Source organism: Domibacillus sp., from assembly GCF_031181085.1.
Classification (GTDB): Bacteria; Bacillota; Bacilli; order Bacillales; family Domibacillaceae; genus Domibacillus.
On sequence record NZ_JAPSLE010000001.1, the window covers coordinates 55,006 to 78,103 of the forward strand.

A 23,098-nucleotide genomic window follows, 5' to 3' on the forward strand; every position below is an offset into this window, starting at 1 on the left:
CTTCACACTTATTTCACACCCAATCCCTATAATGAAAGGAAAAGCAGGGAGGCGCATAAAAGTGAAAAGTATTATACTGGTCATGCTTTTGCTGCTTGCCGGCTGCGGCCGCGCAGCGTTTGAGCCGGTTCATGCAGATAAGTTTGCCGCTGTTTTAACCATTAAAGAGCCGGGCATAACCTTTATCGCACCCGATGGGACCATACTTGCTGAGTGGGCGTTTGACGAACCATACACAGGCAGTCTTCTGTTTGACGATAAAATGCTTTTGTACGGCACAGAACTTACCCATGCCAAGCTTTACTCGGTTGAGACGGGCAAGGAGCTTGCGGAGTGGGAAGTGCCAAAAGGAGTGACAGGTGCGGCTTATGTAAAAGAAACAAATGAAGTGGCACTTTCAGTAAAAGAAGACGGAGCGGTCCATTTTTTAAATAGCGAAGGCCGGGAAACAAAAAAAACACGAACGGGGCATTACCCGATGACCATGCTTGAATATAAAGGGAAATTGTATATTATTAATTACCGGGATACGGTACTATCAGAATTGGATGTACACACACACCGCATTACCCGGGAATTCGCCATCCCAACGTCTTCGACTGGCTTAGCTGTAAATAAAGAAAAAAACGAGCTGTGGGTTGGCGGCCATGGGGTTGGGGCTCGTGCCGGTGAAACCATTCATGTCTATTCACTTGAAACCGGCTCATTGACTGGAACAGCGGATGCACCGGTCATGCCCATTGCTTTTGCTTCAAAAAGCGGGTTTATGTATGCCGCGAGCCATGGATCGAATAAGCTGTTTGCTTTTGATCCAGAAAGAAAATTGGCGGCGCAAACGGACGCGCCGGCCAATCCATTCGCCATTGCCGTGCTTGGAAAAACCGTTCTTTCAGCCGGCTATGACAGCGGTACACTTTCTTTGTATGAGGAAAAAACACTTGAAAAACGCAAGACTATTAATATAGGTAAAGGACCATTTATGATTTTTGTTGAAGAAGGTGAATGAGATGACGCATTTATTAGTTGTAGATGATGAGCAGGATATGGTGGATTTGGTCACGATGTATCTGGAAAATGCCGGGTACACCGTCAGCTCAGCTTTAAATGGAGAAGAAGCGGAAGAAAAATTAAAAGAGCTTCAGCCGGACCTTATACTGCTGGATATTATGATGCCGGGGCGCGATGGATTTGCCGTGTGCGAGGCCATCCGTGCTTACAGCGACATCCCCATTATTTTTTTGAGCGCACGCGGAGAAGAGTGGGACAAGGTGCGCGCCTTTTCGCTTGGAGGAGATGACTATATTGTGAAGCCCTTTTCTCCTGGAGAAATGACTGCCCGTATTCAAGCAGTGCTTCGTCGATTCGGCTCTTCGACGGATAAACGGGAGACGATCCAGCATCAAACTCTTTTGATCGATATTCATTCCCGGGCGGTAAAGGTAGACGGTACAGCCGTCGGGCTAACAATGAAAGAATTTGACTTGCTCGTTCTTATTGCAAAAAACCGGGGGCGAATTTTTTCGCGGGAAGAACTGCTTGAAACCGTCTGGGGAACAGAGTACAGGGGCGGCACCCGAACAGTAGATACACATATTAAAACATTGCGGATGAAATTGAAGCACGAAGGAGCCTCCATTGAAACCGTTTGGGGAATTGGCTATAAATTTGTGGACGGCACAATATGACATTTCGGAAAAAACTGTGGATGACGCTGTTTATTTTTGTTCTTCTTGCAGTTGGATCTGCATTTGGCCTCTCTTATACGCTGTATGAAAAGCTGTATGTAGAAAGTGTTAAAGCCGAACTGAAAGCCGCGGCAGAAAACCTGTCGGACGATTATGAGGGAGGAGAATTGAACGCTGCATTTGTAGAACGCGTCGGCTGGTTCAGTGAAAAGTCACCATTTGAAGCTTTCGCCGTACATAATCCGAGGGAGCTTGCTGCCTGTATTCCATATGAAGCGGATTATGAAACACTGATCGGGCCGGAAGAAAGAGAAAAGCTGCTGGAAAGTAAAATGATTGAAGAAACCGGTTATTCCGAGCGGTTTGACCGGCAGATTATTTCCGTTATTTATCCACTTTTGGACGATAAGCAGTTAAAAGGCATTCTTTATTTGTATATACCTCTCGAACGAATCGATGAACTTGTGTCGAGCCTGATTTTGTTCTGGGCAGCGGGGGCTGCAATGCTGACGGCTGTTCTCCTGTATGGAGGCATGAGATGGACACGCCATGTAGTCAAGCCGCTTGAAGAGATGAAAGGAGCGGCCGTCCGTTTATCAAAAGGGGATTATATGGCACGCGTACCGGCTGAATCAAAGGATGAGTTTGGCCAGCTTGCGCGTACATTCAATGAAATGGCTGAAGCGATTCAAAAAGAAAACGAACAGCGGAAAACATTTTTGGCAACTGTTTCACATGAGCTTCGTACTCCGCTCAGTTATATAAAGGGCTATAGTGAAGCAATGATAAACGGTATCGGCCGCCCGAAACAGCAGCTCAGTATTATTCAGCGCGAGGCCGCCCGAATGGAGCGCCTTGTAAACGATCTGCTTGAATTAATCCGGCTCGATTCGAATAAAATGAACATAGAAAAAACCTTTCTTCCGCTTGCCGATCTTGTTTATCGGACTGTCGACATGTTTCGGCTGAAGCATAACCGTTTTGCGCTTGACATAAACGAAAAAACGATTGTATATGGGGATGAAGACAGACTGAGTCAAGTGATGACCAATATTATTGACAACGCGGTGCGGTATTCGCAAAAAAATAAGCCCATTTACATTACGCTCAGACAAGAAAAAGATCAAGTTAAATGGATCGTTCGTGATATTGGAGCCGGCATGCCTGAGGAAGAAATTCCGAAGGTCACAAACCAATTTTACCGTATCAATAAAGCGCGTACCCGTGAAGACGGAGGATCAGGTTTGGGTTTGTCGATTGTGAAGCAGATTGTTGAACGCCATGGAGGAGAGCTTAATATACAAAGCGAAGCAGGAGTAGGGACAACCGTTACGGTTACTCTGCCGGCGCTGATGGAAGAAGGAGAGGAAACATGAATAGGAAAGCAGTATGCATGATGATGCTTGGATTGTTGCTGACCGCCTGTGCACCTGAAAAAAACGAGCCGCCTCCGCTTCCCGATCCGGTTGAAGCTGTTCTTCATGTACCGGAAAAAGTGGATGCAGGCGAAGAAGTCACGGTTTCTACTACCATTACCGAAGACGGAGAACCAGTTGATAATCCCGATGAAGTAAAATATGAAATTTGGAAAGATGGCCATAAAGAAAGCAGCGAAATGCTTGATGCAGTCTCAAAGGGAAATGGTGTATATACTGTTTCCAAAACATTTAATGAAGAAGCTGTTTATTATGTACAGGTGCACGTTACAGCACGAGGATTGCACACAATGCCAAAATCGGCTTTTTCTGTCGGCAATGCTGTCACGCCGGCTCAGTCGGATAAAGAAGCGCAATAAAAACGTAAATGAAACCCCCTGCCGGTTGAGGCAGGGGGTTTTTATGACGCAGGCGACAGGGTTACAGATCCTTTGATGCGCAAGTTGAGCATGTATTGCTGTAGCAGTCATGCTGTTCTTCGATATGAGAACCGCAGCTTGTGCATTGTTTTGGCGGAAGGTTTTTGAAAAATTCAACGATGTCTGTGATCATGTTTGTCTCTCCTTTGTTATATAACTGATTGATTTGTTATTAACAGTGTATTATAACAGAACCGAATCGTCAACCGTTTTCTGAAAATTTATTTTATTTTTTCGGAATAAGGGAATACAATGAAAAAAGAAAGGAGCATACATACATGAATGTAACTGTACTAGGCTGCTGGGGCGGCTTTCCGAAAGCGAATGAGGCCAGCAGCGGATATTTGGTTGAACATGACGGTTTCAAGCTGCTTGTAGACTGCGGTAGCGCTGTTTTATCGAAACTGCAAAATCATTTAAAGCCAGCAGATCTTAATGCTGTTATTCTGTCCCATTATCACGCAGATCATGTAGCGGATATTGGCGTATTGCAGCATGCGCTTTTAATTGATTCTTTTACAAGTAAAACGAGGGAAGAGCCTCTTGCTATTTACGGACATAATGAAGCAGACGGATTCCAAACCTTGATGTACAAAAACATAACGAAGGGCGTTGCTTATAATCCTGCGGATACACTTCAAGCCGGGCCTTTTTCGATTTCATTTTTCAAAACAAATCACCCGGCGCCCTGCTATGCCATCAAAATTACAGACGGAACAGATACGGTGGTGTATACAGCGGATACCGCCTTTCACAGGGAGCTTGCATCTTTTGCACAAGGTGCAGATGTACTGCTTGCTGAAAGCAACTTATATAAAGGAATGGATGGCTCTTCGGCCGGCCATATGACAGCGCAGGAAGCCGGCATCCTTGCTAGGGAAGCACAAGTGAAAACATTAGTGCTGACTCATTTGCCTCACTTTGGAGAACTTGATCAGCTTGTCCAGGAAGCCGGCGAAGAATTCAGCGGCCCTATTATGCTCGCAAGAGAAAACTTGGAAATTGGTTTTTAAAATATAGAAAGCAGGCTGATTCAAAACACTTGTCCTTCAAGGAACACTGCCGGATGGGAAGCGGTTAGAGGCATGAGCATTCACAGCGGGCAGGTAACATTGAAAGCGGGCATTTGCTGGCAGCCCAAAAGCCGCACTTGCGGCTTTTTTGTTGTTTTATATAATAGAGAAAACAGATTTATTATTTGTTTGACACGGGGGAGGATGAAACGGTGAATGTATCATGGGCACTTGAACAAATGGGGTCTATTCAAGCGAACAAAAGAGCATATACATTTTTAAATACGTCTGCGACTTATCGGGAGCTGAACGATAATGCTACACGATTTGCGGCCGGCCTGCAGTTACTTGGTTTTCAAAAGGGTGACCACATTGCTTTATTGCTGGGCAATTCACCGCAGTTTATCGTTTCGTTGTATGGGGCGCTGCGGGCGGGTCTCATTGTGGTTCCAATCAACCCAGCTTATACACGAAATGAATTACTTTATATCTTACAAAATAGTGATACAAAAGCAGTTGTGACGACGGACAAGCTGCTTCCCGTTATGGAAAGTATGCATCAGGAACTTCCAGCTGTCAGCCAGTTTATTCTCTATACATCTGATCACTCTTTTACACATGAACCTGATAAGCCGGATCTTTCTATTTCCCTAAAATTGAAAACGTTTTCTGAGTTAGCTGAGTGTGAAAATCCTCTTTGCAGGCTGGATTTGTGCGAAGCAGATACAGCTGTGATCTTATATACCTCTGGTACAACCGGCCAGCCGAAAGGTGTCATGCTGACGCATAAAAATATGTATTCAAATGCGCGGGATATTGCCGAGTACTTATCTATGACGAATTCAGATATTGTCATCACCGCTCTGCCGATGTTTCATATTTTTTGCTTAACGGTCATGCTGAATACGCCTCTTATTTGCGGAGCTGAAATCATTATTCTGCCGTCATTCAGCCCAAAAGAAGTGTTTCAGGCAGCTAAAGAACACAAAGCGACTGTGTTTGCTGGTGTGCCGACCATGTATTCTTTTTTAATACAGCATTCAAAGGCACAACCGGCTGATTTTTCGTCTGTCCGCCTTTGTATCTCCGGCGGAGCGCCTATGCCCGTCTCTCTTTTGAAGCAGTTCGAGGAAACATTTTATGTGCGCGTTTCAGAAGGATACGGACTGTCAGAAGCAAGCCCGGTTACTTGTTTCAACCCGCTTGACCGTCCACGTAAAGCCGGTTCGATTGGCTGCTCTATTCCGAACGTTGAAAACAAAATCGTCAATGAAATCGGCGAAGAAATAACACTTGGCCAGGTAGGTGAATTGATTGTGAGAGGGCCAAATGTGATGAAAGGATATTATAAAATGCCGGAAGAAACAGCGGCTGTTCTTCGGGACGGCTGGCTGTATACCGGGGATTTGGCCTGCCAGGACGATGAAGGCTATTTTTATATTGTAGACCGGAAAAAAGATCTCATATTAGTAGGCGGGTACAATGTATATCCGCGTGAAGTAGAAGAAGTTTTATATGAGCATCCCGGTATCAGAGAAGCCGCTGTGCTTGGTGTCCCGGATCCCGATTATGGAGAAGCGGTTCTCGCTTTTGTTGTTCAACATGGAGATTCCTTAACCGAAGAAGAGATCCGGACATATTGCAAAGAAAGACTTGTTTCGTATAAGGTGCCATCATCCGTAGAGTTTTTAAAAGAGCTGCCAAAAAACACGACTGGAAAAATTTTAAGAAAATCTCTTAAAAAACAAATTGAAAAACAGAGATAATCCACGCGCCAGCCTGCTGCCGGCGCATTTTTTTATTGTTAGACTCCACGCAAAAGAGTATAATTTGTTGAAAAACGAGAAAATGGAGGGGACGAAGTGGAAACAACAGCGGCAGCGCAAAGCGAATTTAAAGATGGGCTCGCAGCCGGCATAGGCATTGCCATTGGTTATGTGCCGGCAGCTCTTACATATGGCCTGCTCGCTAAAAGTGCGGGATTAACATTGGCCGAGGCGATGTCATTGAGCATCTTTGTTTTTGCCGGAGCCGCTCAGTATATAGCTTTAAGCTTGATCACGATCGGCACAGGGATTTTTGAAATTGTGCTGACGACCTTTATTCTGAACATCCGCCACTTTCTAATGTCAACTGCTTTAAATGAAAAAGCGGAAGAAGAGCCTCTCTGGAAAAAAGCCGCTTATGCTTTTGGCGTGACAGATGAAACATTTTCAGTGGCGGCAATGAAAAGCGGAACGCTTCATTCCTCTTTTATGGCAGGTCTTGTGCTTATTTCTTATTCCAGCTGGGTGCTCGCCTCGGGAGTCGGTTATCTGGCAGGAAGTGCCATGCCGCCTGTTGTTCAGGAAAGTATGGGCATTGCCTTATACGCCATGTTTATTGGTCTTTTGGTGCCGTCGCTTAAAAAAAGCGCAAAAGCGGTCCTGCTGGCTTCTACTGCAGCGGTATTAAACTGTATCTTTACGTATTCGGATGCTCTTTCAAGCGGCTGGTCTATTATTGTGTCAACGCTTATTGCCGCGATCAGTATTGAAGCAGCTGACCAGGCAAAAAGAAAGGGGAGCAGAGAATGAGTATAACGATTGCGGCCATTGTGATAGGGATGACTCTCGTAACATATATTCCGCGTATGCTGCCATTTGTTTTGTTTAAAGGCAAAGAGCTGCCTTCTTTTTGGCAGGGAATACTGCAGAATGTTCCGTATGCTACTCTAGGCGCGCTTATTTTTCCAGGAATTTTAACCTTTCATGAAAATACGGCCTTTGCTTTAATTGGAACAGCGGCAGCTTTTATTCTTGCGTTTACAGGCGCTAACATTATTGTTACGGTTCTTGGGTCAATTGGAATTTTAACGGTTTTATCCGTTTTTTCAATGTGAGAGGGGGAATGTACACTCAAAAGCACCCGTATCTAGAAGGATACGGGGCTTTTAGGTTGAATATGGGATTTTGTCGTTTGGGGAAACCAGTGTGAAGGGAAGCATCAAGATGCGCGATAGGTTTTCTCCAAACGGTTTAATTCATCAGATAGGGCAATAAAAGCGGAACGGTCGCCTTTATCAAGTGAAAGATCGATTTTTTCCATTAAGGCCGCTTTTTCTTTTTTGTATAGAATATCGCTTAAAAAGCTGTCAATAAATTCGCTCATTACTGTTTTTTCTTTTTCACGGGGCATCGGGGACTTCATCATCTCAGCAAAGTAATTGTTGTTTTCCATTTTTAATCACCTCAGATACCTTTTTTTTATTATATGGGATTCCAAACAACTAATCAACAGAAAGTTTAAAATTTTTAGAAAATTATTTCTCGTGGCAAATGGGACAATTTTACTGCTAAATGATAGAATAAAGTCGTTCAAATAAATGAAAGAAACGGGTGAGTCGATCAAGTGAACAACCAGCCGAATGATGTAAACAGCGAATATATTATCAATGAACGTACTCTTTCCCTGGAACCGATTCGTTTTGGAGAATACACAAAAGTGTATGAAAAAAACAAAGAACCGGTTATGATAAAGAAAACGCCGCTGAAAATTATTCGGCAAAGCTGCATTCGCTACCTTTCAACCTATGACGGCCGGAGAGAAGCGTCTACCAGAGTCCTTGGCATCAATCGAAAAGTTCCGGTTAATGTGGATCATTTGAAAGGTACTTATCTATTCCCGACGATTTCTCATTTAAAACCTGAATGTATATGGATTACACTTTCCCATTTAAAATTCTTGGAAAAAATCGATAAAAAACAAACAAAAGTAACATTTACAGACGATCAAGCCATTATGGTGCCGGTCTCGCCTCTTGCTGTTCATAATCAGATTATGATGACAAAAGAACTTTATGAAAGGGGTAATGCCAGTTCACCTTCTATACAAACCGAAAAAGTCAATCGTGCTCAATATGTTGTCGGGGTAAAAGAAAATATCATTTCGTTTTTTTATACCCGAAACAGGGAATGAGCACAACAAGGATGGATAACGAAAGGGAACAAGTCAATGAATTTCTCAATAGACCATATTATGGAATGGATTCAGCGGTACGAGTCATTTGGGCCGCTGCCGGGCTTCCTGCTTCCGCTGCTTGAAGCATTCCTGCCCTTTTTGCCGCTTTTTGCTTTTGTTCTTGCAAATGTAAATGCGTTTGGGCTCTGGCTCGGCTTTTTAATTTCATGGGGAGGGGCCGTCACCGGGTCTTTCCTTGTTTTTTTGCTTGTGAGAAGATTGGGGCAGCAGCGTATTTTACGTTTCCTGCAGCGAAACAAGCAGGTTGCACAAATGATGAACTGGATGGACAGGCATGGCTTTGCGCCCATTTTTTTGATGTTGTGCTTCCCGTTCACGCCTTCTGCGATTGTTAATATCGTAGCGGGCCTGTCTCATATTAGTGTGGTTCAATATTTATTTGCCGTTATGGCGGGAAAAACCGTCATGATTTTTACGATCAGCTACGTCGGCCACGATCTTTTCGCTCTTATTCATCAGCCGGGAAGAACGGCTGTTATTATCGCAGCGATTGCTCTTCTATGGGCAGCAGGAAAACAATTGGAAAAGCGTCTGCAAAAATAAAAACGGCTAAGGGCCGTTTTTATTTTGTTCTTTTGACCGAACGTATGATCTTTGTTATACTGAAAGGAAGTAAAAGGAGGAATCCGGATGGCTTTACAATTTATTATCGGACGTTCCGGTTCGGGAAAAACAGAGCATATTATAAATGAAATAAAAGAACGTCTTATCCGGCAGCCAGACGGAAAGCCGCTTATTTATATTGTACCTGAGCAAATGTCATTCTTGTCAGAGTACCGCCTGGCGTCTGACCAGGAAGTCGGAGGCATTATCCGGGCGCAGGTATACAGCCTGACACGTCTTGCCTGGCGTGTTCTGCAGCAGGAAGGCGGCATGAGCAGGCAGCATATAACGCCAGCCGGGCGCAATATCTTAATTCGAAAAATTATTGAAGAGAGCCGCCAGGATTTAGCCGTTTTTGCAAAAGCAGCCGATAAAACAGGGTTTGTCAGCACGGTTGAACAGATGCTGACAGAATTTCGCCAGTATTTAATTGTCCCTGAAGAAATGGAAGAGCACCGCAAGCATGTACCGGCTGCTCTCGCAGACAAACTGAGTGACCTGCAAATGATTTATACGTCATATGAGCGCGCGCTTGCCGGCAAATATATAGATTCCGAGGATTATTTGAGGCTCCTTGCCCAAATGGCCGCTTCCTCGTCTTATGTACGGGAAGCTGATATATATATAGATGGATTTCACAGCTTTACGCCGCAGGAATATGACGTAATAAGAGTATTAATGAAAACAGCCAATGAAGTCACGATTGCCCTGACAACTGACCGTCCGTTCCGGGATGAGGCGCCCGAGGACACGCATTTGTTCCGCCAGCCGGGACGTGCGTATCATGATTTGTATCGGATTGCGGCAGAAGAGGAAATCGATATAAAAAAAGATCTGATCCTGTATGGCCATAAACGCCAGAAAGAGGCTTCTCTTATTCATCTTGAAATGCAGTTCGATAAACGTCCGGCACGAGCCCTAGCCCACAGCAGCGGCACCGCTCTCTGGCAGGCGGCAAGCAGACGGGCGGAGGTTGAAGCAGCAGCGCGTGAAATACGCCGCCTTTCCCGCACAGAAGGACTGCGTTACAAGCAAATAGCGCTCCTTGCACGAAACGGGGAAGACTACCGGTCTATTATCGAGACCGTCTTTGATGACTACAGCATCCCGTTTTTTATCGATCAAAAAAGACCGATGCTTAATCATCCGCTCGTAGAGCTGATTCGCTCTTCATTGGAAGTAATCGGCGGAAACTGGCGTTACGAAGCAGTTTTTCGTGCAGTTAAAACCGATTTGCTTTTTTCATTTGACCAGCCGCGCGAACAGGTCCGGCGCGGAATGGACCTGCTTGAAAACTATGTGCTGGCTCATGGAATTTATGGCGAGCGCTGGACGAACGGCGAACGCTGGACCTACCGCCGTTACATGGGACTCGAATTTACCGCTGTTGCCCAGACGGATGAGGAACGGGCATTTGAAGCACGTTTAAATGTAATGAAAGAAACGATTGCAGCGCCGCTTTTCCGGCTTGAAAAGCGGATGAAACGCGCCAAAAATGCGATGGAATGCTGCCGGGCTCTTTATCAGTATATTGAAGAGCTGGATATACCCGAGAAAATAGAGCAGCTCTCTATTGAAGCGGAGGAACGCGGTGAGCTGGCTGAAGCAGCACAGCACAACCAGGCATGGGATGCGGTGATCGGGATGCTCGATGAGTATGCAGAGGTAGCTGGCAGTGAAGAAATGGATGCCAAAAAATTCGCTGCCGTGCTCGATGCCGGGCTTGAAGCACTTGAATTTTCGATTGTGCCGCCGGCAGCCGATCAAGTGATTGTAGCCAACCCGGATAAATCCAGACTCGCCGATATTCATACCGCTTTTATTGTCGGCATGAATGATGGCGTTTTTCCCGCCCGTCAGATGGAGGACGGCATTTTAGATGATGAAGAAAGAGAGGCGCTTCTTTCTTCCGGGATGCATGTGGCACCAGGCAGCAAAACGAAACTGCTTGATGAAGAACTCATTGCTTACCGGGCTTTTACTGTTCCATCACACCGCTTGTACGTTTCATGGCCTATTGCGGATGCGGAAGGAAAGTCCCTACAGCCGTCTCCTTATTTAAAAAGAATGCGGGAATGGTTTGAACAAATGGAGGAAACAGTCGTTGCCAACGATCCGGCTGATCTGCCGGCGGAGGAGCAGCTTGCATACATTTGCCATCCGGAGCCGACTTTGTCTTATTTAACCTCCCAGCTTCAAATGAAAAAGCGGGGATACCCGGTTTATCCATTTTGGTGGGATGTATATAACCTGTATCTGGAAAGCAGCAGAAAAAAAGCAGGCTTCGTTCTTGATAGTCTCGCCTATGAAAATAAAACAACACCGTTGGAAGATCAAACAAGCCTTGATTTGTATGGAACGGATATGATTGCCAGCGTTTCGCGTATGGAGACTTTTCACTCATGCCCATTCAGCCATTTTGCCAGCCATGGCTTAAAGCTGCGTGACCGCCTTGTGTACCGTCTTGAAGCGCCGGACATTGGCGACCTTTTCCATGGTGCACTCAAATGGATTGCAGAAGAAGTAGAAAAAAGAGGGATGAAATGGCCGGAGCTTACACCGGAACAGTGCCGGACGTTTGCGAAAACAGCTGTAGAAGAGCTCGCTCCGAAGCTTCAAAATCGTATTTTAATGAGTTCCCACCGGCACCTTTATATTCAGAATAAGCTCGAGCAGATTATTGCTCGTGCTTCAACGGTTTTAAGTGAACAAGCAAAAATAAGCGGGTTTTCACCGCTTGGGATTGAGCTTGCATTTGGACCGCGTTCTGAACTGCCGCCGCTCGTTTTTGAATTAAAAAATGGAGCACGCATGTCGCTTGCCGGCCGTATTGACCGGGTTGACCGTGCGCATGGAGAGAACGATACGTACTTACGCGTTATCGATTATAAATCCGGCACACGGGATGTGGATATGACCGAGATTTATTATGGCTTTGCGATGCAGATGCTGACGTACCTTGATATCGTCGTTACGCATTCACCGCTTTTAACCGGCACGAAAGCACGGCCGGGGGGTGTATTATATTTTCATGTCCACAATCCGTTCTTAAATACGAAAAAATTTATGACAATTGATGAAATTGAAAAAGAAATGATGAAAAGCTTCCGAATGAAAGGGCTGGTGCTGGAGGAAGACGAGGCCATTCATTTAATGGACAAGCAGCTTGAAACAGGAGACTCACTGATTATTCCAGCGGGCTTTAAAAAAGACGGTTCCTTGTCCGCACGTTCAAAAACAGCTGATGACAGCGAGTTCAGCGCGATGAGAGGGCATGTCCGCGGCCTGTACGAAAAAGCGGGCAATGCCATTGTATCCGGCCGCGTGGACATTACGCCGTACCGTTACAATAAAAAAACGCCATGTACATTTTGTTCTTACCGTCAGGTATGCCAGTTTGACGATACACTGGATGAAAACAACTACCGGATCATCCGGCCGAAAAAAAATGAAGAGATTATTCAAATGATGAAGGAGGAGAGCGATGAACAGCTATAAAGTTCCTGAAAAACCGGACGGAGCCCGCTGGACGGACGATCAGTGGAAAGCGATTTATGCAGAAGGAAGCGACATTCTGGTCGCTGCGGCAGCCGGCTCTGGCAAAACCGCTGTTCTAGTAGAACGGATCATTCAAAAGATGATTCGTCAGGAAGCACCGGTGGATGTAGATGAGCTTTTAGTTGTCACGTTCACCAATGCAGCAGCAGCAGAAATGCGGCAGCGGATTGGCGAAGCACTGGAAGAAGAGATTGAAAGGGATCCTGCTTCAAGCCGGCTTCGCCGCCAGCTTCGATTATTAAACAAAGCATCTATTTCTACTCTCCATTCTTTTTGTTTGGAGGTTATTCGAAAGTATTACTATTTAATTGATATTGATCCAGGCTTCCGTATCGCTGACGATACAGAAGCCGTCCTGATTCGGGATGAAGTACTCGAGGATTTGCTTGAGGAAGAGTATGCCCGCCCGGACAACGAAGCTTTTTTCGCATTGGTTGATACCTTTTCAGGAGACAGAAGCGATGTAGAGCTTCAGCAGTCTGTTATTCAATTATTTAATTTTGCGCGGTCCCATCCAGATCCGGAACGCTGGCTGAGTGAACTCCCTTCTTTGTATGAACCGGCTGAAGCAATTGACGATCTTCCTTTTATAGAACCATTGAAGAAAGATATTCGGTTTCAGCTTCAAAGTGCCGAGGCGCTGCTTCGCGAAGGGCTTGAAATGACAGAGATGCCCGGCGGTCCGGTGCCGCGGGCAGAAAATTTCACCGCAGACCTCACCATAGTAACCGCACTGCTCGAGTGTAAAACGTGGGAGGAATGGTACAGCGCATTTCAGTCGGTTAAATTTCCGACTTTAAAAACGTGCAAAGGCGATGACTACGATGAAGAGCTGAAGGAGCGGTCTAAAGGTGTTCGGGACAGAGCGAAAAAAATAGTAACCGAATTAAAAGACACCTTTTTTAGCCGGAAGCCTGAAAACTGGCTGAAGGATTTGGCGGAAATGCAGCCGATTGTGAAACGCTTGTCCGAGCTTGTTCTGACGTTTTCAGCCCGGTATGCCGAAGCTAAGCGGGAAAAAGGCCTGACAGATTTCAGCGATCTTGAGCATTATGCGCTGGCTATTTTAACGGAAGGCGGCCAGCCTTCTAAAGCAGCCCAGGCTTATCGACGCCGTTTTAAAGAAGTGCTTGTAGATGAATACCAGGATGTAAACATGGTTCAGGAAAAGATTGTCCGCCTTGTTTCCCATGATCAGGAACAGTCGGGCAATCTCTTTATGGTAGGCGATGTTAAACAGTCTATTTATCGTTTTCGTCTTGCAGAGCCGGGTCTTTTCCTTGGCAAGTACAATCGTTTTCATCCAGAAGGCGCAGATGCCGGCTTGAAAATCAGCTTATCTCGTAATTTCCGCAGCCGCAGGGAAGTGCTTGATGGAACAAACTATATTTTCGGGCAAATTATGGGAACGGAAGTGGGGGAAATTGAGTATGGAGAAGAAGAAGCACTTGTTTTAGGGGCTTCTTATCCGGAAGCAGATTATCCAATTGAAGTAGCCATTATTGACAGCGACGCTCCGGAAGAAACAGACGGGGACGAAATGGATCGTGAAGATGCAGAACAGTCTCAATTGGAATCCCGCTTCATTGCTTCAAAAATCAAAGAACTGATTGAATCCGGACATCCAATTTGGGATTCGAAAACCAATTCCATGCGACCGGTTCAATACCGGGATATCGTCATTTTAATGCGCTCTCTTACATGGGTTCCAGAAATGATCGAAGAATTTAAGCATGCCGGCATCCCCGTTTATGCCAATACATCTGGCGGCTATTTCCGGGCAACTGAGATTTCTGTAATGCTGTCGCTGCTCCATGTTATCGATAATCCATTTCAGGATATTCCGCTTGCAGCCGTGCTTCGTTCGCCAATTGTCCGCTGTACAGAAGATGAAATGGCTACGATCCGGCTTGCTTCGAAAAAAGGAAGCTACTTTGAAGCGCTGCTTGCTTTTATGGAAAACGGCCGGGGCGATGCGGCGTTAATGGAGAAACTAGCTCCGTTTATGGAAAAACTTGAGACGTGGCGCTCCATTGGGCGCAGTGGCGCTCTATCTGATTTAATCTGGATCTTGTACCGCGATACACAGTTTTATGCTTTTGCAGGCGGAATGCCGGGCGGAAAGCAACGCCAGGCTAACTTGCGAGCTCTGTACGACCGGGCAAGACAGTACGAAGAAACATCATTCCGCGGCCTATTTCGCTTTTTGCGCTTTATTGAGCGGATGCGTGAGCGGGGAGATGACTTGGGCACAGCACGTGCTTTATCTGAGCAGGAAGACGTCGTCCGCATTATGACGATTCATGCGAGTAAAGGGCTGGAGTTTCCTGTTGTATTTACAGCAGCGGCCGGCCGCCGCTTTAATATGATGGATTTAAACGGGCGTGTGCTGTTTGATAAGGATTATGGCATTGCTGTGAAATATATGAATCCCCAGAAACGAATTGCCTGGCCGTCGCTTGTGCAGCTTGCTTTTCAGCGCAAAAAGAAGCTGGAGCTTCTGGCGGAAGAAATGCGCGTCTTGTATGTGGCGATGACCCGGGCGAAAGAACGGCTGGTCGTCACAGCGTCCGTCAAAAAATTAGAGAAAAAAATGGAGGCGTGGGCCCTGTCAGGAGAGCACCCGTCACGGCTGCTCGGGGACGCGGTCCGGGCTTCGGCTGGTTCTTACATTGACTGGATTGGCCCGGCACTGATGCGACACAATGACGTGAAAGGCGGCCATCCGTTTTTTGCAGATCATCCATCCCGCTTTCAGCTTGGGGTTACAGCGGCTGAAAGCCTCATTGCTTCCCAGGCAGAAAGTGAAGAGCAGGAAGAGTCCTGGCTGGATTTATTGAAAGAACGAAAGCCGTCTCCAGAGCAGTCACCGGCAAAAGAAGAAATTAAAGAGCGGATGACATGGGAATACCGATTCCCTGAAGCCGTCCGGCTCCGTTCCAAACAATCCGTGTCTGACCTTAAGAGATCGAATGATATTTACAGTGAAGGAGCATCCAATGAAGCAGCCCGATCCTACCGCCGCCCTATTTTCCGCCGGCCCCGCTTTGTTCAGGAAAAGCAGCTGTCACAGGCAGAGATAGGGACAGCCGTTCATACCGTTATGCAGCACATCGATTTAAACCGCGCTCCATCTGAAGTGTCGGTAGAACGGCTTTTGGATGAATTGATCGGAAGAGAGCTGCTTACGATTGAGCAGGCAGAAGCAGTTGATGCGGGAGAGATTGTGGCGTTTTTTGCCACCGAGCCTGGCAGAATGCTTCTCGCTGCTGATCACGTTCAGCGGGAACTGCCTTTTAATATGGGCATGACTGCACGTGAAGCAGGTCTGGGTGAATCCGATGAAGTTGTTTTGATTCAAGGGGTTATTGACTGCTTGTTTGAATACAAAGGCCGCTTGTATTTACTCGACTATAAAACAGACCGGGTCACGGATCGTTTCGCCGGCGGCTTCGAGGAAGCGAAGCCGGTGCTGGCTAAGCGGTACAATGTACAAATCGGGCTTTATACCAAAGCGGTCGAGCGAATCTGGAAGCGTCCAATTGACGGGAAATTTGTCTTTTTCTTAGATGGCGCCCATGTAGTGGAATATACGTAAATTGTTCCTTTTCTGTTATGATAAGCAAGTAATCATAAAAGGAAAGGGTGTGATTGGTTGCAGTCTGTAAAGCAGAATGAAACGGCGCGGATTGCGTCCATCGATATTTTGAGAGGTATTTCTCTTTTCGGTATTTTCCTTGTGAATATGCTGTCGTTTCATTCTCCTTATTTTTATTACAACCCGTATGAATGGTGGGAAGCCCCTCAGGATAAACTGGCGTTTTCCTGGATTGACGTGCTTGTGCAGGCGAGCTTTTATCCAATTTTTGCGGCTATGTTTGGATTCGGCGCGGCTATGCAGCGTGAGAAAGCGCTCGAGAGAACGGGGACATTTGCCTGGACAGGCGTGCGGCGTTTTTCGTTTTTGCTTGTTTTAGGTGTTGCTCACGCTATCTTTATTTGGCCAGGGGACATTTTATTCAATTACGCAGTATGCGGCTTTTTGCTTTTGTTTTTTCTGCGTTTTTCCGCAGAAACGCTTCTTCGAATGGGGCTTATTCTCCTGCTTGTACCAGCTGTTTTGTTCAGCGTGCTTCTTTTTGTATCTGCTCAATCCGACCCGTATAATGCCTTGTTTTGGACGGATATTACTTCTGTTTCCGATTCGATTGCAGCCTACGGAAGCGGGTCGTACGCAGAGGTAACGGAGCAGCGTATTCACGATTGGACGAACAATAACATTTTTGACGGCGCCTTTGGGTTTCAGACAATGACGGTTTTTCCATTTTTACTCATTGGCGCGGGTGTATACAAGCAGCGCCTTATCCAAAAATGGGCCGCTCATCCGAAAAAAACACTTCGGATGTTTGCACTTTTTTTCGGGGCAGGGCTCCTGCTTAAAGGTGTTCCGCATCTGCTCGGTCCAAGTCATATAGCGTATATGTATGTGCAGGATTCTCTTGGAGGCCCGGTACTTGCGGCTTCTTATGCGATGCTCGTTGTGTATTTGTGTACCTTAACTCGTCCGTTCAAACTGCTTTTGCCCTTTGCACAGGCCGGTAAAATGTCGCTGACCAACTATTTGATGCAGTCGGTGATCGGTTCGCTTTTGTTTTATGCATATGGTCTCGGTTTTTACGGACAGGTTACGGTCACGACAGGCATTTTGCTTTGCGTCACTATTTTTGCCCTGCAAGTAATGGTTTCTGGGCTATGGCTGAGCCAGTTTCAGCGCGGACCGATGGAAGTCATCTGGCGGTTTGTTACTTACGGAAAAAAGGGGATGAGAAAATGAAGTGGATGAGCTTTAAACATGAGGGAAAAGAAAAGTACGGTTTTTATTTGGCAGAAAAACAGGCAGTAGCTGCTGTTTCAGATATAGATGGTGCCCCAATCACGCTGGCGGCTGCCATTGAAGAAGGACAGTTTTTAGCATCTGTCTGCCGTAATCCGGAATCCATACTTTCCGTAGAAGAAGCATCTATTGAATGGCTGGCACCTATCCCGCGCCCGCTTAAAAATGTCATGTGCGTGGGGAAAAACTATCGGGACCATGCCATTGAAATGGGTGGAGAAGCAAGTGTACCGGAGCATCCGATGATTTTTACAAAAGCACCGACCGCAGTCAGTGCACATGGAGCACCTATTCCTGCTTATGAGTCATTGACCGATTCATTGGATTATGAAGGAGAACTGGCTGTCATTATCGGCAGAAAAGGAAAAGAAATTGCTCGTGAAGAGGCATTTGACTATGTGTTTGGCTACACTGTGCTGAATGATATTACCGCACGAGATCTGCAAAGCCGCCATAAACAGTTTTTTATCGGTAAAAGCCTGGATGGCAGCTGCCCGATAGGACCCTGGATTGTGTCAAAAGATGAAATTGCCGATCCTCACAATTTAGCGATTCAAACAATGGTAAATGGGGAAATAAGACAGCAGTCCAACACTTCTCACTTTATTTTTCCTATTGATGAAGTGATTCATGTTCTTTCAAAAGGCATGACACTCGAGCCGGGCGATATTATCGCAACGGGAACACCGGCGGGAGTAGGATTTGCGATGGAGCCGAAAGGTACATTGCAAAAAGGAGATACGGTTGAAATTACGGTGGAGGGCATTGGAACGTTGTCGAATACCGTTCAAGAGTAGTATGGTAGAATAAGAAAGAAAAGGAGGGGATCTTTTATGGACTTTTTAACACAATCCACACACGTACATATTACAACGTGGGTGATTGCGCTCGTACTGTTTTTGATCGCAGTAAGAAAGCCATCAACCGGTGTACATATGGGGCTTCGCCTGTTTTATGTACTGATTTTAATTACTGGCTTTGCGCTATTTACCACGTTCGACAGCTTGAATCCAGCCCTGTATGGCATCAAAATGCTTTTAGGCATAGTCACGATTGGATTAATGGAAATGACGCTCGTACGGAAGAAAAAAGGCAAAAAAAACGGCGGTGTTTTGGCCGGCGCGTTTATTGTGCTTGTTCTGACGGTTATTTTAGGTTTTGCCCTCCCAGGCATTGCTTGATAAAAGAGCCATGGAAAGAGCTGCGTGCAAAAAGCGCAGCTTTTTTTGTTATAATGACAAAAAGGAGGCGTCTTTGTGTTTCCCGTGATTTTATGGATTCTTGTTTTTGTTTCGTTTTTTGTGTCAGTGCAGGTTGTTTCGGTTTATATGAAAAAAGCCAGACCGCAGGAAGCAAGTGAATTAGTGCCAATAGAAGAAAAAGAGGATTCATCCCCCCGATAACCGTCATTCCCGTAAAGGGGCGGCGGTTATTTTTTATATACATATCGAAAGTTGCGCCCAATCTGACACTTGTTTATGTTTTTTTGTGTAACATTTGTTCATATAAAAGAGAGGGCGGAGTTTATGCCAAAAAGAATTGCAGTTGTTAGAACGGGGCCAGGTGGGCTTGCTTCAGCTGTGTATGTGGTTTCCCGTTTTAAGAAAAAAGAAATTCTCGCATTTATTTCATAAACAGCGGGTGTTGAACCGTGTCGTTTTCTTGAACAATCCCTGCTTTCATTGACGTCATGTGGGAAAAAGCGTACTCTAAATGAGGATGGAACATTTTGGCGCAGGGGGAAACGAGCAGTGAGAAAACGATTTCTTTCACTTATCATTCCGCTTCTTCTTTTATCTGGAGGTATGGTTTCTGCCGAAGAAAAGAAGGAAGGCTGGCAGGATGAAACGATGTATTTTTTAATGACGGACCGGTTTATGAACGGGGATCGTTCAAATGATAAACAAACGAATAATGATGATGCATCTGCTTACCAGGGCGGTGACTTTAAAGGAATTCAAGATCAGCTTGATTATGTGAAAGAGCTGGGCATGACGTCAATCGTGATTTCACCTGTGTTTGAAAACGAAGCGGGTGCTTACCATGGCTACAGCATAACGGACTACACAAAGCTAAACCCGCAATTTGGCAATGAGCAGCAGTTAAAAGAACTCGTTGACAGTGCACATAAACAAAATATTCGTGTTTTAGTGGATTTTCCGGCTGTACGTGTAAGCACAAAGCATGTATGGCTAAGTGAAGCCGGCAAAGAGAACTGGTTTACAAACGTCTCTGTTTTGCAGAAGCCGGACTGGCTTGGCGAAATGGCTCTTTTAAACACAGAGAATCCAGATGTACAGGCAGCGCTCGTTGAAGCAGCTGTAAAGCTGGCCGGCCGGACTGGTATTGATGGATATTTTTTCAGCAATGCTTCCATAGCAAAGCCTGCTTTTTGGAGCGCTTTTCATGAGGCGATGCCTAATTTGCACTTAATAGGAGAAATGGCGGAAACCACCATACAGGGAGCCGCCGCTTATGAAAAAGCCGGGCTTGATGCGGTGACTTCTTCCTGGATGCAGGAGCCGCTGCGCAAGCAGTTTGCGACAGTAGACCGCTCTTCGAATATGGTAGAAGAGCTCCTTCTCCAGGAAGAAACCGTACTGGAGCATCCGTTGGAAACAGTTCATTTAACGGACTCTGTCGTAACAGACCGGTTTACAAGGGATATGGCGGAAGAAAATATGTTTCCGGGCACACGCTGGCGGATGGCACTTACGTATTTGTACACATCTCCTGGAACTCCAGCAGTTTTTTATGGGTCGGAAATCGCGCAAAACGGAGAAACCGGCCCGGACGCGCACGGACTGATGAATTTCCGTACCGATCAGGAGCTGATGGATTATATCAAACAGATCGCAGCCTTACGCCAGAAACTCCCGGCGCTCAGACGTGGTTCCTATGAGCCGATTTTTAATCGGAACGGCATGACGGTGTTTAAGCGGCAATACGAGAATGAAACAGTTGTGGTGGCAATCAATAACACAGGCGAAACACAAAGCATCGCGATTCCAGCTTCTAAACTGGATGAGAACAAAGAGCTGAGAGGATTGCTTGCTGGTGACATGTCGCGTGCGGCAGATGGGGAATTTACCATTATTCTTGACCGTGAGGAAGCGGAAATTTATGCACTGGCGGAGAAAACCGGCATAAATTATGCCTTTATTGCGGCTATGTCAGCGGTCTGGATTATCTTTGTTTTGTTTCTTTATGTGGTATGGAAGCGCGGCAAAAGGGCAGCTCAATCGTAAAAAAAGGCTTCTCAGCAAATTTGCTGAGAAGCCTTTTTTTATGCGAACGTTTTTAAAGATAAGCGCTCTTCCAGGAAAACCGCAATGCCGTCTTCTTCGTTTGAAGCGGTAATGTCATTGGCGATCGATTTCAAGGCATCAATACCGTTGCTCATCGCTACACCTGTGCCGGCGTAATCAATCATCTCAAGATCATTATCTTCATCACCAAATGCAATAATCCGGTCCGGCGGGATGCCGATCCAGTCTGATACACGCTTTAAGCCGACTGCTTTGCTTAGGCCGCTTTTGACAATTTCAATCACATGCCACGGAGCGGCCCAGCGGCGGTGGTCAATCACTTCTGCGTGCACATCGCTTAAATGGCGGCGGATAGCCGGTACCTGCTCTTCTGTTGCATGAATCAGCATGCTTGTTGGATGATCGGTCAGCTTTTGGCGCAAGTCACCTGTTGTGACTACAGGATTGCCCATGTTAAAAACATCAATAAGCTTTTCATCATGATAATGAAAATAAACGTTATCGAGCACTTCTGCGATAATATTGTAAAAGTCAAAATCATGGCATGCTTCAACGATATCAATGGCGGTTTTTAACTCCATCGGTTCGTGAAAGAAGCCCCATTTTTGATTGCCGGGATGATGAACGAAGGCGCCGTTAAAATTGACAATCGGTGTTGTTAATCCGAGCTCCGCATAGTAAGGAGCGCTTGAGCGGAACGGGCGGCCTGTGGCAATCATTACTTCATGCCCGTGCTCCATCGCTTTTTGAAGGGTGCGTTTTGTGCGGGGGGAAATGGTTTTTTGATCCGTTAATAACGTACCATCGAGGTCTAATACAATTAAATGCTTTTCCATATAGGCGAGTCACTCCTTTGTCGGTTCTTCTTTCAGTGTAGAGGGTTAGGGCGCCGTTTGCAAAGAAACAGGCTTTTTACTCATCATTCGAAGAAATGTCTGTTATGATAAAGCTATACGCATACTTTGAAAGGAGTGTTTTACATGGATCAGGATTTAAAAGAAAATATTATGGGTGCGCTTGAACAGGTTGTTGACCCGGAGCTGGGTATTGATATTGTGAATCTCGGGCTTGTGTACGATGTAGATATGGATGAGGCTGGAAAAACAACGGTTACGATGACGTTAACATCGATGGGATGCCCGCTTGCCGGTGTGATCGTTGACCAGGTAAAAGCAGCGCTTTCTGATATTCCAGAAGTAACGGGCGTGGAAACAAATATCGTCTGGACGCCAGTTTGGTCACGTGATATGATGTCACGCTACGCGAAAATCGCTTTAGGCATCCAGTAAAAGAGAAGGTTCCATTATGGAGCCTTCTGAGACTGGCGACTTTGTCGTCAGTCTTTTTTTATGAAAACTTTCACTGCCGAAATCGGGCAGCAGACTTTTAGGGAAACATCGCTTCTTAAAAAGAGCCGATAGGAAAAGTTGTGCGCCCGCCGTCTTATCGGCTCTTATTTGTACCTTCCGACTCCTTGCATGAAAAAGAAATAAAGAGGTTCTTTGGCAAAAGATTTTAATTGTCTACAATCTGAAAAGATTCCGTTATGGAACCTTCTTTTTTAATCAATTTGGCAAATATCAATCGGGCAATTTTCACAGTTGATTTCACGTTTTAAATAATCAAGATCACAAAGTGTAATCTGGTTTCGTTTCATTTGAATGATGCCGTCTTCTGTTTGTTTGCCAAACGTATTGCCCATCCGGATGAGAGTAGAATAAACACCGCCTTTTTTCCCGTTCATTACGAGATCACGCAGCTTGGACTGAGTCCGCAAATGCTCAGTTTGTGTGTAACGGAGCCAGTAAACCATCAATTCCGGCTTTGAGGACAAAAGTTTTTCTAAAAAACGGCGTGGAACCGCCCGGGCTTCCTCATATTCCAGTGCTTTCGCATTCATCATATAAACAGCTTCTTCTTCAAACAGGGTCATTTCGATAAGCATGTCCTGTTTTTTTGATACGCGGATCGTCAGCTCGCGCCCATCCGGCACAATCTTGCCCACTTTTACTTTTCCAGAGCGAAGCCAGAAAATATCATCAGCGGGCTCACCCTCTTGGAAAAGATAGGCTCCTTTTTGAAAAGAACGTACTTTCCGCTCTTCTGTAAATAACAGCTCCAGTGCTTGTGCAAGAGAGGGTTCAAACGCCACGGAATTTACCTCTTTTTCTACTATTTTAACGAGAAAAACAGGACGTTAC

At 45.7% G+C, this 23,098-nt stretch carries 22 protein-coding genes; 18 read left to right on the forward strand and 4 right to left on the reverse strand.

Translation table 11 applies throughout. The features are described from left to right. Positions 1 to 61: 61 nt before the first annotated feature. Genes RIN81_RS00355 through RIN81_RS00370 form a run of 4 tightly spaced genes read left to right on the forward strand, consistent with a single transcriptional unit; the run spans position 62 to position 3,480 of the window. A complete protein-coding gene (locus RIN81_RS00355) occupies positions 62 to 1,006 on the forward strand; it encodes a hypothetical protein (protein ID WP_309086801.1) in 945 nt (314 codons plus the stop codon). Position 1,007: 1 nt separating this feature from the next. After that, positions 1,008 to 1,685, forward strand: a complete 678-nt coding sequence (locus RIN81_RS00360) for a response regulator transcription factor (protein WP_309086802.1) — start codon at positions 1,008 to 1,010, stop codon at positions 1,683 to 1,685. Continuing rightward, positions 1,682 to 3,061, forward strand: coding sequence for a sensor histidine kinase (locus RIN81_RS00365; RefSeq protein ID WP_309086803.1), 1,380 nt, complete (start codon positions 1,682 to 1,684; stop codon positions 3,059 to 3,061). Before RIN81_RS00360 ends, RIN81_RS00365 begins: the two co-directional genes overlap by 4 nt. Next, complete coding sequence (locus RIN81_RS00370) at positions 3,058 to 3,480, forward strand: FixH family protein (protein WP_309086804.1); 423 nt, start codon at positions 3,058 to 3,060, stop codon at positions 3,478 to 3,480. Before RIN81_RS00365 ends, RIN81_RS00370 begins: the two co-directional genes overlap by 4 nt. 61 nt (positions 3,481 to 3,541) lie before the next feature. Here RIN81_RS00370 and yhfH read toward each other — a convergent pair whose 3' ends face one another. Next, positions 3,542 to 3,673: a protein YhfH gene (yhfH, locus tag RIN81_RS00375; RefSeq protein WP_242232397.1), complete on the reverse strand. Its 132-nt coding sequence runs from the start codon at positions 3,671 to 3,673 to the stop codon at positions 3,542 to 3,544. Between the two features lie 145 nt (positions 3,674 to 3,818). Between yhfH and RIN81_RS00380 the strand changes: the two genes are divergently transcribed. From RIN81_RS00380 to RIN81_RS00395, 4 genes are all read left to right on the forward strand, one after another. Next, complete coding sequence (locus RIN81_RS00380) at positions 3,819 to 4,553, forward strand: MBL fold metallo-hydrolase (protein ID WP_309086805.1); 735 nt, start codon at positions 3,819 to 3,821, stop codon at positions 4,551 to 4,553. A 212-nt stretch (positions 4,554 to 4,765) separates the two neighbouring features. Continuing rightward, on the forward strand, positions 4,766 to 6,319 hold the full coding sequence (locus RIN81_RS00385; RefSeq protein WP_309086806.1) for a fatty acid--CoA ligase family protein: 1,554 nt from the start codon (positions 4,766 to 4,768) through the stop codon (positions 6,317 to 6,319). A 96-nt stretch (positions 6,320 to 6,415) separates the two neighbouring features. Then, positions 6,416 to 7,129 carry an AzlC family ABC transporter permease gene (locus RIN81_RS00390; protein ID WP_309086807.1) on the forward strand — a complete coding sequence of 238 codons (714 nt, stop codon included), beginning with the start codon at positions 6,416 to 6,418 and terminating at the stop codon, positions 7,127 to 7,129. Further along, positions 7,126 to 7,434, forward strand: coding sequence for an AzlD domain-containing protein (locus RIN81_RS00395; protein ID WP_309086808.1), 309 nt, complete (start codon positions 7,126 to 7,128; stop codon positions 7,432 to 7,434). The genes RIN81_RS00390 and RIN81_RS00395 overlap by 4 nt, the downstream gene beginning before the upstream one ends. Positions 7,435 to 7,538: 104 nt before the next feature. Here the strand turns inward: RIN81_RS00395 and RIN81_RS00400 are convergent, their stop codons facing one another. After that, positions 7,539 to 7,772 (reverse strand): IDEAL domain-containing protein, encoded by a 234-nt coding sequence (locus RIN81_RS00400; RefSeq protein ID WP_242232392.1) that lies wholly within the window; start codon positions 7,770 to 7,772, stop codon positions 7,539 to 7,541. Between the two features lie 171 nt (positions 7,773 to 7,943). Here RIN81_RS00400 and RIN81_RS00405 point away from each other — a divergent pair, with 171 nt between their 5' ends. From RIN81_RS00405 to RIN81_RS00445, 9 genes are all read left to right on the forward strand, one after another. Then, complete coding sequence (locus RIN81_RS00405) at positions 7,944 to 8,510, forward strand: competence protein ComK (protein WP_309086809.1); 567 nt, start codon at positions 7,944 to 7,946, stop codon at positions 8,508 to 8,510. Between the two features lie 36 nt (positions 8,511 to 8,546). Further along, positions 8,547 to 9,116, forward strand: coding sequence for a TVP38/TMEM64 family protein (locus tag RIN81_RS00410; RefSeq protein ID WP_242232390.1), 570 nt, complete (start codon positions 8,547 to 8,549; stop codon positions 9,114 to 9,116). 87 nt (positions 9,117 to 9,203) lie between these two features. Next, positions 9,204 to 12,674 carry a helicase-exonuclease AddAB subunit AddB gene (gene addB / locus RIN81_RS00415; protein WP_309086810.1) on the forward strand — a complete coding sequence of 1,157 codons (3,471 nt, stop codon included), beginning with the start codon at positions 9,204 to 9,206 and terminating at the stop codon, positions 12,672 to 12,674. Continuing rightward, positions 12,661 to 16,332, forward strand: coding sequence for a helicase-exonuclease AddAB subunit AddA (addA, locus tag RIN81_RS00420; protein WP_309086811.1), 3,672 nt, complete (start codon positions 12,661 to 12,663; stop codon positions 16,330 to 16,332). Before addB ends, addA begins: the two co-directional genes overlap by 14 nt. Before the next feature lie 57 nt (positions 16,333 to 16,389). After that, a complete protein-coding gene (locus RIN81_RS00425; RefSeq protein ID WP_309086812.1) occupies positions 16,390 to 17,568 on the forward strand; it encodes a DUF418 domain-containing protein in 1,179 nt (392 codons plus the stop codon). Next, positions 17,565 to 18,425, forward strand: a complete 861-nt coding sequence (locus tag RIN81_RS00430; RefSeq protein WP_309086813.1) for a fumarylacetoacetate hydrolase family protein — start codon at positions 17,565 to 17,567, stop codon at positions 18,423 to 18,425. Before RIN81_RS00425 ends, RIN81_RS00430 begins: the two co-directional genes overlap by 4 nt. Before the next feature lie 36 nt (positions 18,426 to 18,461). Next, positions 18,462 to 18,809, forward strand: a complete 348-nt coding sequence (locus tag RIN81_RS00435; RefSeq protein WP_242232385.1) for a YisL family protein — start codon at positions 18,462 to 18,464, stop codon at positions 18,807 to 18,809. 75 nt (positions 18,810 to 18,884) lie between these two features. Next, positions 18,885 to 19,031: a hypothetical protein gene (locus tag RIN81_RS00440; protein ID WP_309086814.1), complete on the forward strand. Its 147-nt coding sequence runs from the start codon at positions 18,885 to 18,887 to the stop codon at positions 19,029 to 19,031. 348 nt (positions 19,032 to 19,379) lie between these two features. Further along, the gene (locus tag RIN81_RS00445; RefSeq protein WP_309086815.1) at positions 19,380 to 20,876 is read left to right on the forward strand and encodes an alpha-amylase family glycosyl hydrolase; all 1,497 of its coding nucleotides are present in this window, start codon (positions 19,380 to 19,382) and stop codon (positions 20,874 to 20,876) included. Positions 20,877 to 20,914: 38 nt separating this feature from the next. Here RIN81_RS00445 and RIN81_RS00450 read toward each other — a convergent pair whose 3' ends face one another. After that, positions 20,915 to 21,733 carry a Cof-type HAD-IIB family hydrolase gene (locus RIN81_RS00450; RefSeq protein WP_242232382.1) on the reverse strand — a complete coding sequence of 273 codons (819 nt, stop codon included), beginning with the start codon at positions 21,731 to 21,733 and terminating at the stop codon, positions 20,915 to 20,917. A gap of 144 nt (positions 21,734 to 21,877) precedes the next feature. Here RIN81_RS00450 and RIN81_RS00455 point away from each other — a divergent pair, with 144 nt between their 5' ends. Further along, positions 21,878 to 22,186, forward strand: coding sequence for a metal-sulfur cluster assembly factor (locus RIN81_RS00455; protein ID WP_309086816.1), 309 nt, complete (start codon positions 21,878 to 21,880; stop codon positions 22,184 to 22,186). Between the two features lie 272 nt (positions 22,187 to 22,458). On the opposite strand, the gene RIN81_RS00460 is transcribed toward RIN81_RS00455, so the two are convergent. Next, the gene (locus tag RIN81_RS00460) at positions 22,459 to 23,049 is read right to left on the reverse strand and encodes a Crp/Fnr family transcriptional regulator (protein WP_309086817.1); all 591 of its coding nucleotides are present in this window, start codon (positions 23,047 to 23,049) and stop codon (positions 22,459 to 22,461) included. Positions 23,050 to 23,098 lie beyond the last annotated feature (49 nt).

Excerpts from the sequence above, each read along its gene's own strand:
- RIN81_RS00365 (WP_309086803.1), top strand. The coding sequence starts at position 1,682 with ATGACATTTCGGAAAAAACTGTGGATGACGCTGTTTATTTTTGTTCTT.
- RIN81_RS00455 (WP_309086816.1), top strand. The coding sequence starts at position 21,878 with ATGGATCAGGATTTAAAAGAAAATATTATGGGTGCGCTTGAACAGGTT.
- yhfH (WP_242232397.1), bottom strand. The coding sequence starts at position 3,673 with ATGATCACAGACATCGTTGAATTTTTCAAAAACCTTCCGCCAAAACAA.
- RIN81_RS00395 (WP_309086808.1), top strand. The coding sequence starts at position 7,126 with ATGAGTATAACGATTGCGGCCATTGTGATAGGGATGACTCTCGTAACA.
- RIN81_RS00450 (WP_242232382.1), bottom strand. The coding sequence starts at position 21,733 with ATGGAAAAGCATTTAATTGTATTAGACCTCGATGGTACGTTATTAACG.
- RIN81_RS00370 (WP_309086804.1), top strand. The coding sequence starts at position 3,058 with ATGAATAGGAAAGCAGTATGCATGATGATGCTTGGATTGTTGCTGACC.
- RIN81_RS00430 (WP_309086813.1), top strand. The coding sequence starts at position 17,565 with ATGAAGTGGATGAGCTTTAAACATGAGGGAAAAGAAAAGTACGGTTTT.
- RIN81_RS00435 (WP_242232385.1), top strand. The coding sequence starts at position 18,462 with ATGGACTTTTTAACACAATCCACACACGTACATATTACAACGTGGGTG.
- RIN81_RS00380 (WP_309086805.1), top strand. The coding sequence starts at position 3,819 with ATGAATGTAACTGTACTAGGCTGCTGGGGCGGCTTTCCGAAAGCGAAT.
- RIN81_RS00410 (WP_242232390.1), top strand. The coding sequence starts at position 8,547 with ATGAATTTCTCAATAGACCATATTATGGAATGGATTCAGCGGTACGAG.
- addA (WP_309086811.1), top strand. The coding sequence starts at position 12,661 with ATGAACAGCTATAAAGTTCCTGAAAAACCGGACGGAGCCCGCTGGACG.
- RIN81_RS00400 (WP_242232392.1), bottom strand. The coding sequence starts at position 7,772 with ATGGAAAACAACAATTACTTTGCTGAGATGATGAAGTCCCCGATGCCC.
- addB (WP_309086810.1), top strand. The coding sequence starts at position 9,204 with ATGGCTTTACAATTTATTATCGGACGTTCCGGTTCGGGAAAAACAGAG.
- RIN81_RS00360 (WP_309086802.1), top strand. The coding sequence starts at position 1,008 with ATGACGCATTTATTAGTTGTAGATGATGAGCAGGATATGGTGGATTTG.